The 12,975-nt window shown below is 44.0% G+C and carries 5 protein-coding genes; all 5 read left to right on the top strand.

Going from position 1 to position 12,975, the window contains the following annotated elements:
* The first annotated feature begins 30 nt into the window (after nt 1-30).
* The 5 genes from queG (at nt 31) to sov (ending at nt 12,946) form a co-directional block, all read left to right on the top strand.
* Entirely contained in the window at nt 31-954 is a 924-nt protein-coding gene (gene queG, locus ACFOWS_RS01365; protein ID WP_379762132.1) for a tRNA epoxyqueuosine(34) reductase QueG, read from the top strand.
* Between the two features lie 133 nt (nt 955-1,087).
* Nucleotides 1,088-2,764: an MFS transporter gene (locus ACFOWS_RS01360; RefSeq protein WP_379762130.1), complete on the top strand. Its 1,677-nt coding sequence runs from the start codon at nt 1,088-1,090 to the stop codon at nt 2,762-2,764.
* 125 nt (nt 2,765-2,889) lie between these two features.
* Nucleotides 2,890-5,184, top strand: coding sequence for an NADP-dependent malic enzyme (locus ACFOWS_RS01355; RefSeq protein WP_379762322.1), 2,295 nt, complete (start codon nt 2,890-2,892; stop codon nt 5,182-5,184).
* Nucleotides 5,185-5,216: 32 nt separating this feature from the next.
* Nucleotides 5,217-5,798 (top strand): Holliday junction branch migration protein RuvA, encoded by a 582-nt coding sequence (ruvA, locus tag ACFOWS_RS01350; RefSeq protein ID WP_379762129.1) that lies wholly within the window; start codon nt 5,217-5,219, stop codon nt 5,796-5,798.
* 5 nt (nt 5,799-5,803) lie between these two features.
* Complete coding sequence (sov, locus tag ACFOWS_RS01345) at nt 5,804-12,946, top strand: T9SS outer membrane translocon Sov/SprA (protein WP_379762128.1); 7,143 nt, start codon at nt 5,804-5,806, stop codon at nt 12,944-12,946.
* Nucleotides 12,947-12,975: the final 29 nt, after the last annotated feature.

Genomic DNA, 12,975 nt, shown 5'->3' with positions numbered 1-12,975 from the left:
TGGTGCTTTCATCAGATTGATAAGTGCCTTTTGAAGTCAAGGAGAATCCAAACCGATTTAATCAAGACCGAAGCCAAGCGTCTCGGTTTTTTGTCTTGTGGTGTTTCCAAAGCGCAATTTCTGGAAGAAGAAGCGCCAAGATTAGAGAGATGGCTCAAGAACAATAGGCATGGTGAAATGCAGTACATGGAAAACCATTTTGACAAGCGACTAGATCCAACCAAACTGGTCGAAGGTTCAAAATCGGTTATTTCCTTGTTGTTGAATTACTATCCTTCCGAAGAACAAAACCCAGACTCTTATAAAATCTCCAAATATGCCTATGGAACGGATTATCACTTTGTGATAAAAGATAAGCTCAAAAGGCTGTTGCAGTTCATTCAGGAGGAAATAGGGGAGGTGCACGGAAGAGCCTTCGTCGATTCTGCTCCGGTTTTGGACAAGGCCTGGGCAGCCAAAAGTGGTTTGGGATGGATGGGCAAGCACAGCAATCTGTTGACCCAACAAGTGGGCTCATATTACTTTATTGCCGAACTTATCGTTGACTTGGAACTGGAATATGATACCCCAGTAACGGACCATTGCGGTACATGCACTGCCTGTATCGACGCCTGCCCCACGGAAGCCATTGTAGAGCCTTATGTGGTGGACGGCAGTAAATGCATTTCCTATTTCACCATCGAGCTTAAAAATGAGATTCCCTCAGAATTTCAGGGAAAATTTGACGATTGGATGTTTGGCTGCGATGTTTGTCAAGATGTATGCCCTTGGAACCGATTTTCAAAACCACACCAAGAACCCTTGTTCAATCCTAATCCGGAGTTACTCTCTTTCACTAAAAAAGATTGGGAGGAAATTACCGAGGACGTCTTCAAAAAAATCTTCCAGAAATCTGCAGTAAAGCGAACCAAGTTGTCTGGGCTTAAACGGAATATTGATTTCATTAAGGAATAGAAAAGTCTCTGATCAGGTCTTTCAGGAATTATTTCCCCACCCATTGCGAAAAAATGCTATCTTGAAGTCGGGTTTTTGAGAAATTCTCAATTATTTCCTATATCCATTGCTAACTAACTAAACTCGCGCAACAATGAAGATTACCAAACCAAGGTTGAACTTTTGGCAAATCTGGAATATGAATGTTGGATTCTTCGGAATCCAATTCAGTTTTGGGTTACAGCAAACCGCCGTTAGTCCCATTTTTTCATTTTTAGGGGCCCATCATGATGAATTGCCACTCCTGAACTTGGCTGGTCCTGTGACTGGGTTGTTGATTCAACCCATTATTGGTGCCATATCAGATAAAACGTGGTCACCTAAATGGAGTGGTCGTCGTAAGCCTTTCTTTTTAATTGGGGCCATATTGGCCAGTTTGTGTCTTTTTGCATTTCCATTTAGTCCTGAATTATGGTTTGCTGTGGGACTTTTATGGATTTTGGATGCTGGCAACAACACTGCCATGGAGCCCTATCGGGCTTTTGTGGGGGATAAACTACCCGATAGTCAATTGACTTTTGGTTATCAGATGCAAAGCCTATTTGTGGGAGCTGGAATTACCTTGGCCAATCTATCACTTTTTATGTTCCAACACTGGTTTAGTACCCCAGTTGAGGGAGGTGGTCTTTTTGATGCTAGCGCGGAGAGTGTTTCTTCGATACCCACTTGGGTGTACTACTCCTTCTTTTTGGGTGCATTGGCATCTATTGGAACCGTGATGTGGTCCGTTTGGAAAACCCCAGAAATTCCTCCATCACCTGAAGAACTTGATGAAATTAAAGAACTCAATAAAAATACTCCAGCGCCAATCATTCAGATATTGAGCGTACTTTTTGTCATTTTTTCTGTCCCGTTGGCTTTGGGCTATCTTGTTGGCGGAGTTTATCCAGCGCTTTGGGATAATATCAACCTTTGGGTCATTGTCGTTTTGGTGTTTGCCTTTTTTTGGTTGTACATGCTATATAAAATCATTAAAAGGAATACCGGAAACCCAACCATCAAAAAACTGGGGGAAACTTTGAATCCCCTGCTTGAGGCTGCCGAAGCTATTGGGGTTATGCCAGGATTTTTGTGGAAGCTTGCCGCCGTTTATTTGTTTCAATGGTATGCATTGTTCGTGTACTGGCAGTTTATGCCACCTATGCTGCGCAGTAGTCTTTACGGGATAACCAATGAGGATAATGAACGGTTTGAATCCATAATGTCTTCTTTTCGGGAAGGAGCTCAAATCAGTGCGGAAGATATGACCTTCGCGGAGCAGATTCAATCTTTGGCCGAGCAGGCATTGGGCCATGCTGGATTAATGAACGGGACTTACAATTTTGTCACCATGCTCGTGGCCTTGGCCTTGGTGCCCATTGCTTCACGGATTGGTTCAAAATTGGTGTATGTCCTCTGTCTGTTTTTAACGGGAATAGCTATGTTGAGTATGCCCTTCATAACGGACAAATGGCTATTGTTGGCGCCAATGGTCTTATTCGGAATAGGCTGGGCCGCTATGATGGGTATTCCTTATGCCATGGTTTCTAAGGTAATTCCAGAAGAACGTCGTGGGGTATATATGGGTATTGTCAATATGATGATCGTTATTCCCATGCTGATCCAAACCGTAAGTTTTGGGCCAATTATAAAAAATTGGATGAACAATAGCGCAATCAATGCTATTTTGTTTGGAGGCATATTTTTTATCATAGCTGGGTTGTTGGCCATGCGGCTTAACCTTCCTAAAGACAAAGTGGATTCTGAGTTGGATACAGAAATTCCCGAATGATTGTGAAGCAAAGGGCTGAGGCCCTATAATTTGTTTGAGGTTTCACTTTTCTATCAAAATTGGTGTTTATGGTATTACCCTAAAACCAACGAATGCCCTACCTTTACCCTTTCATTAGCTACTATATGAGTAAGGAAAAGCAAAGAAGAGAGGCGTTGCTTTATCACGCCAAGCCACAACCAGGAAAGATAAAGATAGTGCCAACCAAACCCTATTCAACGCAAAGAGATTTGGCATTGGCCTACTCTCCAGGGGTTGCCGAGCCCTGTCTGGAAATTGAAAAAAACAAAGACGATGTCTACAAATACACCGCCAAGGGAAACATTGTTGCCGTAATTTCTAATGGAACTGCTGTTTTGGGGCTGGGCAATATTGGGCCGGAAGCATCCAAACCGGTAATGGAAGGAAAAAGCCTGCTCTTTAAGATTTTTGCGGATATCGATGGAATTGATATTGAATTGGATACCGAAGATGTCGATAAGTTCATAGAAACCGTAAAGACCATTGCCCCAACGTTTGGGGGAATCAATTTGGAAGATATTAAAGCTCCCGAAGCATTTGAAATTGAACGTCGTTTAAAGGAGGAATTGGATATTCCCGTGATGCACGATGACCAACATGGGACAGCCATAATTTCCGCAGCAGCTCTGTTGAATGCTTTGGAGTTGACCGACCAAAAGATGGATGAGGTCAGAATAGTGGTCAGTGGAGCCGGAGCAGCAGCCGTGTCTTGCACAAAATTATATAAAGCGTTTGGGGCAAAGGCAGAAAACATTGTGATGTTGGACAGTAAGGGGGTTATCCGAAGCGATAGAGACAACCTGAGCGAAGAGAAGAAAGAATTTGCCACAGACAGAAAAATAGATACACTGGAAGAGGCCATGAAAGATGCCGATGTGTTTATTGGACTTTCCATTGCCGACATTGTAACACCTAAAATGCTAAAGTCCATGGCAGACGACCCGATAGTTTTTGCCATGGCCAATCCAAATCCAGAAATTGCCTATGATCTGGCTCTGAAGACCCGTAAAGATGTCATTATGGCTACAGGTCGTTCCGACCATCCCAATCAAGTGAACAATGTACTCGGTTTCCCTTTTATTTTTAGAGGAGCATTGGATGTTAGGGCCACCAAAATCAATGAGGAAATGAAAATGGCAGCAGTCCGTGCATTGGCCGATCTAACACGTGAGCCTGTACCGGAACAGGTAAACATAGCTTATGATACAACCCGATTGGCTTTTGGGAAGGAGTATATTATCCCAAAACCATTTGATCCGCGGTTGATAACCAAAATTCCACCTGCGGTAGCCAAAGCTGCGATGGAAAGTGGTGTGGCCAAGTTCCCCATACAAGATTGGGAAAAATATGAGGAAGAACTCTATCAAAGATCAGGCAACGACAACAAAGTAGTGCGATTGATGCACAACCGGGCCAAGCTGAACCCAAAACGCATTGTTTTTGCCGAAGCGGAACTGTTGGATGTTCTGAAAGCAGCACAAATTGTACATGATGAAGGCATTGCCATGCCCATACTTTTGGGGCATAAGGAGACCATAGAAAAGTTGAAGCAGGAGCTGGATTTTGATGCCGAAGTGCCCATAATAGACCCACGATCGGATGAGACCAGTGCCATGCGTACAAAGTACGCTTTGAAACTTTGGGAAATCCGAAAGCGAAAAGGAGAGACCAAGTACAGTGCCCGGGTAAATATGGGCAAACGAAACTATTTTGGTGCAATGATGCTTCAGGAAGGGGATGCTGACGGAATGATTTCGGGATATTCGAGAGCATATCCAAGGGTGCTAAAACCGGTTTTTGAAGTCTTGGGTCGTGCCAAAGGAGTTAAGAATGCTTCCACAGTAAACATTATGATTACAGAAAGAGGGCCGCTTTTTCTTGCGGATACCTCCATCAATATCAATCCTAATGCCGAGGAATTGGCGGAAATCGCCCAAATGACCGCCAATGTGGCCAAGACATTTGGTTTTGAACCGGTTATGGCCATGTTATCCTATGCCAATTTTGGCTCCTCAGGACACCCCCATGCCCAAAAGGTGAGGGATGCGGTTAAGATTCTTCATGAGACAAATCCTGATTTGATCGTTGATGGTGAAATTCAGACCGATTTTGCCTTGAGCCAAGAATTGTGCAACAACAATTTTCCTTTTTCTAAAATTTCAGGAAAGAAAGTGAACACATTGATTTTCCCTAATTTGGAATCGGCCAACATTACCTATAAATTGCTCAAAGGATTACATGAAGCGGATTCCATAGGCCCCATTATGGTAGGTTTGCCCAGAGCGGCCCATATAATCCAGTTGGGTGCAAGTGTGGATGAAATGGTAAACATGGCCGCAGTGGCAGTAATCGATGCCCAAGAACGGGAAAAACGACGAAAAGCCAGAATGGAATCCTAATTTCAAAATAAAAGTGACCAAAGGTTAGCCCAATGATCAACCATTTAAGAGGAAAATTGGTAGAAAAGAATCCCACCTATGCCATAGTGGAGTGCAATGGGGTGGGGTACTTTTTAAACATTTCCTTACATACCTTTTCCTTGCTGAAGGATGACGAAAACATTCACTTGTACACCCATCTTTTGGTAAAGGAGGACTCCCATACACTGTTCGGTTTTGCCGAGCGATCAGAACGGGAGATATTTAGGTTGCTCATTTCCGTTTCAGGGGTTGGGTCCAGCATAGCGAGGACCATGTTATCCTCACTCTCACCAACCGAAGTGAGGGATGCCATTGCCAATGGTGATGTAGCTTCCATACAGGCAATCAAGGGAATTGGGGCCAAGACGGCCCAACGCGTAATCTTGGACCTTAAGGACAAGATTTTGAAAGTCTACGATATGGGAGAAGTTTCCCCACAATCAAACAATACAAGTAAAGAAGAAGCGTTATCTGCTTTAGAGGTTCTTGGTTTCACCAGAAGACAATCTGAAAAAGTGGTTGACAAGGTGCTTTCCCAAGACCCTTCACTTAGCGTCGAGAACACTATTAAATTGGCGCTGAAAAATTTGTAACTAGTTTGAAAAGAGGGGCAAAACCAATGCTTAAACCATCGAGTTTTAAGTACATTTTCTTGTTTACTTGTTTCTTTGCCGTGACCACCATGATGGGTCAGGAAACCGATGAACAGGCTCAAGATTCTGTACAGACAGGCGTAGCGCTTGGTCGCTTGATATTGGATGACCCAGACAGTATCGTTGCCAAGTATACCTACGACCCAGAGACCGATCAATACATCTACACAGAGAGCATTGGCGATTTTAATGTGAGTTATCCGCTCATCCTTACCCCAGACCAGTACTATGATTTGGTTGAAAAGGAAAGGATGAAATCCTACTTCAAGGAAAAAATAGATGCCTTTACCGGTAGAAAGGAAGGAAGTGAGGAAGCTCGAAAAAATCTACTGCCCAATTTTTATGTAAACAGCAACTTTTTTGAATCCATTTTTGGAGGTAATACCATTGAAGTAATTCCACAAGGTTCTGTGGCCATGGATTTAGGAGTGTTGTGGCAAAAAAATGATAATCCAGCATTATCACCACGAAACCGAACCAACCTTTCCTTCGATTTTGACCAAAGAATCAGTTTAAGCTTATTGGGAAAAGTGGGCGAACGGCTCCAAGTAACCGCCAACTATGATACCGAGGCCACTTTTGATTTCCAAAATTTGGTCAAACTGGATTACACGCCAACCGAGGATGACATTCTTCAGAAAATTGAAATTGGTAACGTAAATATGCCATTGAACAGCTCCTTGATCACCGGGGCACAAAGCCTTTTTGGGGTAAAGACACAATTGCAGTTTGGAAAAACCACCGTTACCGCAGTTTTTTCTGAGCAACGTTCCCAAAATAATACCGTTGTAGCACAGGGTGGGGGAACCTTAAATGAGTTTGCTCTTACCGCTTTGGATTATGATGAGGACAAACACTTCTTTTTGGCCCAATACTTTAGGGACAATTATGACCAAGCATTACAAAACTACCCCTTCATAAGGAGTCAAATACAGATTACCCGTTTGGAAGTATGGGTGACCAACCGTAACCAGCAGACCTTGAACGTACGGAATGTGGTGGCCATTCAGGATTTGGGTGAAGCTTTATCGGATAAAACCCGAATCGGAAGAAACAATGGGGACCCAGCAGGATTTTTTAACCCGGCGGCCATTGCTACCGGGCTTCCCCAAAATGCGGCCAACGACTATAACCCTAACCAAATTGGTTCCGGGGCACTGACCCCTTCCATTCGTGACATAGCCACCGTGGAAGCTGGTTTCAATATTCCAGGGTATCCGGTAAACCAAGGTTTTGATTACGCCATTTTGGAAAATGCGCGAAAATTGGAACAGGGGCGGGACTACCAATTCGATTCCCAATTAGGGTATATCTCCTTGAACCAGCGTTTGAGCAATGATGAGGTGTTGGGGGTTGCGTTTCAGTACACCTTCAATGGCGATGTTTACCAAGTTGGGGAATTTGCCAATGGTGGTGTGGATGCCACAACCGTTTCAGGCGGTGTAAATCCCATTATTGAGAACAATACCCTTATTCTAAAACTTTTGAAGAGCAATATCACCAATGTGGAAGATCCCATTTGGGATTTGATGATGAAGAACATCTACGCCACTGGAGCTTTTCAGTTGAGTGAAGAGGATTTTAAGTTGAATATTCTTTATTCCGATCCCACTCCACGGAACTATATTACTCCTGTTGATCCCAATGCAGGGTGGCCCGATGGTTTGGAAGACCGAATTTTAATCAACGTTTTCAACCTAGACCGCCTAAATGTCTACAATGATGTGCAACCCGGTGGGGATGGCTTCTTTGACTATGTGCCCGGTATTACGGTAGATCCCCAATCAGGACGTATCATCTTTACCAAAGTGGAGCCTTTCGGGGAATATTTGTTCGAGCAATTGGGCGGTGGAACCTATGATGTTGAGAATGATCAAGGCTATAACGCCAACCAACAGCGGTACGTGTTCAGAAACATGTACGCCAAGACCAAAGCAGCTTCGTTACAAGATGCCGAAAAGAACCGATTCCAGATAAAAGGTCGATACAAATCTCAAGGAAACAACGGTATCCCTATCGGTGCCTTTAACGTTCCAAGAGGTTCGGTAAGAGTAACGGCCGGTGGGCGTCAACTTCAGGAAGGGATTGATTATACCGTGAACTATCAGGCGGGGACCGTTCAGATTTTGGACCCCAGCTTACAAGCCTCCAATACGCCCATCAACATTTCCGTGGAGAACAATGCTGTTTTCGGACAGCAGACCCGAAGGTTTACCGGAATAAATGTGGAACACCAGTTCAATGAAAATTTTGTGCTGGGTGGAACGCTTCTCAACCTGAACGAGCGACCACTAACCCAAAAATCCAACTACGGAATCGAACCTGTGAACAATACCATTTTTGGTTTGAATGGAAACTTCAGTACCGAAATGCCCTTTTTGACCCGATTGGCCAATAAATTGCCCAACATTGATACCGACGTACCATCGAACCTGTCATTAAGAGGTGAGGTGGCATTTTTGAAGCCGAACTCACCGAAGAATGCAGATTTCCAAGGAGAGACCACTACCTATTTGGATGATTTTGAAGGCGCACAGGCATTGATTGATATCCGTTCGTCGCTGGGATGGACCTTGGCGAGCCCGCCAGTTGAATTTATTCAGGACCGAACCGATATCGACGTAGGATACGAACGGGCCAAAATGGCTTGGTATACCATAGACCCTATTTTTTATACCAATCAGAGACCAGCAGGACTATCCGATAATGATATTTCGTTGAATTCCACCCGTAGGGTGTTCATTGACGAGGTCTTTACAGAAACAGATATCGCCCAAGGGCAAACACAAGTGCAGAGTACCTTGGATATTGTCTATTACCCCAATCAAAAAGGGCCCTATAATGCCAATCCCAGTTTTGAAACGGAGACACCAGATGCCAAATGGGCCGGTATTATGCGTCCCTTGAGCAGTACCAACTTTGAACAATCCAATGTTGAATTTGTGCAGTTTTGGGTGCTAGACCCTTATGTGGATGGTGAGACCACTGATGCCAATGCAGGAGAATTGGTGTTGAACCTAGGGAACATTTCCGAAGATATTCTACGCGATGGCCGTAAGCAATACGAAAATGGATTGCCGGCAAGTACCAACAATGAAATACCGCGACCTACAATCTGGGGTCAGGTTCCCTCAACCCAATCATTGGTATATGCTTTTGATGCTGATGAAACCAACCGAACTGCACAGGATGTTGGTTTGGACGGATTGGATGATGCTGCGGAGCAAGCCATTTATAATGGTCCTGCGGAAGATCCTGCCTTGGATAACTATCAATATTATTTAAATAGGGACGGAGGTATTTTACAACGATATTCAGATTTTAACAATACCGATGGAAACTCGCCTGTGGCCGTGACCAATACCAATAGAGGTTCCACAACTTTGCCCGATGTCGAGGATATTGACCGGGATTTGACGATGAACACGGTGAACAGTTATTACGAGTACCGTATCGAAATCAAGCCCAATACAACGATCAATGACAAATATGTAACGGATATCCGCGAAGGACAAACTCCTTCATTGCCCAATGGTACCCAATTGAACAGAAGATGGATTCAGTATAAAATTCCATTAAGTGATTTTACAGATGCCGTGGGCGGAATAACCGACTTTAGGTCCATTAGCTTTATGCGGATGTACCTCACCGGATTTTCAGATGACGTAGTGCTTCGTTTTGCCACTTTGGATTTGGTTCGTGGTGATTGGCGTACGTATACCAGGTCTTTGCAGCCCGATGTTGACAATGACCCATCGGATGATGGTACCGTAACCGATGTGAACACCGTGAACATTGAAGAGAACTTTGGACGTCAGCCAATTCCTTATGTACTGCCTCCAGGAGTTGTGCGGGAGCAGTTGAACAACAATAACACCATTATCCGCCAGAACGAACAATCCTTGTCTTTTGTGGTGGAAAATCTTGAATCTGAAGATTCGCGAGGGGTTTTCAAAAATGTGAACATTGATGTACGTCAATATCAGCGGATAAAAATGTTCATGCACGCGGAGAAAATATTAAGTGGGGATTATTCCGATGATGATACGCCTTTGGTTGGTTTCTTGAGAATTGGAACCGACTTTTCGGAAAACTTTTATCAGATAGAATTACCGCTTCAGTTTACGCCGTTCAATGTTACATCAGCAGACCAGATTTGGCCGGATGTCAACCAAATTGACATTGCTTTGGATGATTTGAACAAGGTAAAATCGAGAGGTATTGCCGAGCAGACACTGAACCAAATCAACTACTATGAGATAGTGGATGGCGAAGTGGTTCCTGTGGATGAATTTTCGCCTAGGACTTTAGGAAGGGTGCGGATAGGAATTCGAGGAAACCCATCCTTGGGAAGTATCCGGGGGATGATGGTCGGAATCAAGAACATTGACGATTTGCCGGCTAGAGGTGAGGTTTGGTTCAACGAGCTACGCTTGGCCGGATTGGACAATAACGGGGGATGGGCCGCTATTGCTGCATTGGATGCCAACATGGCTGATTTTGCCAATGTTTCGGCCACGGGAAGCAAAAGTACTTCTGGGTTTGGGTCCATTGACCAAATGCCCAATGAGCGGTCTAGGGAAGACGCCATTTCCTACGATGTGGTCACCAATGTAAATGTGGGGCAATTGTTTCCGAAGAAATGGAATCTACAATTGCCATTCAACTATGGTATATCGGAAACCTTGATCACTCCTGAGTTCGATCCTGTTTATGACGACCTAAAATTGGAAGATCTCATTGCAGCAGCTCCAACTCCAGAGGAGGCTGAAGACACAAGAAAAAGAGCTGAGGATTATACCAAACGAACAAGCATCAACCTGATTGGGGTCCGAAAAAACAGAGGTGAAGAGGCTGAGGCCAACTTCTTTGACGTGGAAAACTTCACCTTTAACTATTCCTATAATGAAACCAATCACAGGGATTTTGAAGTAGCTGACCTTCGGGATCAAAATGTGAACACCGGGTTTGTGTACAACCACAATTTTAAACCGGCACCCGTGGCCCCTTTTGCCAAGAAGGATTCTCTTTTTATGAGCAAATATTGGCAATGGCTCAAGGATTTGAATTTTAATGCTTTGCCTACTAGTTTGTCAGTAAATGCAAACTACCTTCGTTCCTTCAATCAACAAAGATTTCGTTCGGTTTCAAATGATAACAATGCCGATTTGTTGGAATTACCGTTGTTACAGCAGCGTAATTATCTCTTCAATTGGCAGTACACCTTGAATTATAGCCTGAGCAAATCCTTGCGATTGAATTTGACAGGATCCAATAATAATATTGTTCGGAATTATTTCAATATGGATGATGATCCAGACTCGGGTATTGACGAGACATTGGACTTATGGGCAGGTTTTTTTGATGTTGGGGAGCCCAACCGTCATGCCCAACAAATGCAATTGAACTATGAATTGCCGTTCAGTAAGTTTCCGTTCTTGAATTTCATCAATGCCCAATACACCTATACCAGTAATTTCGACTGGCAACGTGGTGGTGACGCACTGGCTGAAGTGGTACAGGAAGCATTGAACGACCCCAATGCCCAAATCAATACGGTGCAAAATGCCAGCACCCACAATATTACCGCCAATATGAGTATGCAACGCCTCTACGACTATTTGGGTTTGAAGAAGCGAGATGGAAAGGTTACGGCGAACCAAGCGGCCATCAGAAGGGACAAAGCGGGTAACCCTGCCAATGATGCGGATGGCAACGCACCCAAGAAGACCAGTAAAGGGTTCAATACCTTGGTAGATGTGTTGACCATGGTAAAACGCGTGAACATAAATTATAGCGAGAACCGTGGTAAGGTCTTACCGGGATATACCCAGTCCATCGGATTTATTGGAACAACGCGTCCCACTTTAGGGTTTGTATTCGGTAGCCAGGCCGATGTTCGGTTTGAAGCGGCCCGTAATGGATGGTTGACGACCTTCCCTGAGTTCAACTCGCAGTATATGCAAAATTCAACCAAACAATTGAACATTACAGCTACGGCGCAACCTACCCAGGATATTACCATAGACTTGACCGCCGACCGCCAATTGACCAATAGCTACCAGGAAAACTTTAGGGTGAATGATTTAGGGGGTGGACAATTGGAATATGAGACCTTGTTGGGCAATACCTTCGGAAATTTCAGTATTTCAACCATCATGATCGGGACCATTTTCAGCAAGAGTGATGAGTTTGATTCCGAAACTTTTGAGACCTTTAAACAAAACCGACTAACCATAGCCAACAGACTTGTTGCCGATAGAGGGGAAAGTCCAGGTACCCTAGATGAGGATGGATTTCCAGAGCGCTATGGAAAAACCCAGCAAGAGGTGTTGCTTCCTGCATTCTTTGCAGCCTATACAGGTCAGGATGTGAACCGGGTGAATCTGGATGCCTTCAGGCAAATTCCTATTCCAAACTGGAACATTAAATACACGGGATTGATGAAAAACAAGTGGTTCCGAAAGAAATTCAAGCGTTTTTCATTGAGCCATGGATACCGCGCGGCGTATTCCATCAACTCCTTCCAAACCAATTTGGAAAAAAGAAATACTGCCACAGATCCTGAAACTGGAGATGTATTGCCAGACAACATTATTAATAATGTGGTATTGACCGACCAATTCAACCCATTGATGCGGGTTGACTTTGAAATGGCCAATTCCTTTAGTTTCTTGGCTGAGATAAGAACGGATAGAACCCTCTCGCTCAGTTTTGACAACAATTTGCTAACCGAGATCAACGGTAAGGAATACACATTGGGCTTGGGATATCGCTTTAAAGATGTAAAGTTCGTGACCAATATTGGGGGCGAAAAAACACGCTTGAAGGGAGATTTAAACCTAAAGGCCGATCTATCACTTCGTGATAACATCACCATTATCCGCAACTTGGATATTGACAACAACCAAATAACATCCGGGCAACAATTGGTTTCCTTAAAGTTTACAGCGGATTATGCCTTGAGCAAAAGCTTGAATGCCCTATTTTTCTACGACCATTCCTTCTCCAAGTTCGCGGTTTCCACAGCGTTTCCGCAAACCACGATCAATACAGGTTTTACCTTAAGGTACAACTTTGGCAATTAACCGGGGTTGACTCTGAATTTGTCCCAAAT

The organism is Flagellimonas marina (assembly GCF_042651185.1).
Classification (GTDB): Bacteria; Bacteroidota; Bacteroidia; order Flavobacteriales; family Flavobacteriaceae; genus Flagellimonas; species Flagellimonas marina.
Note: the sequence above shows the minus strand (reverse complement) of the source record. Positions and strands in the feature narration are given on the sequence as shown.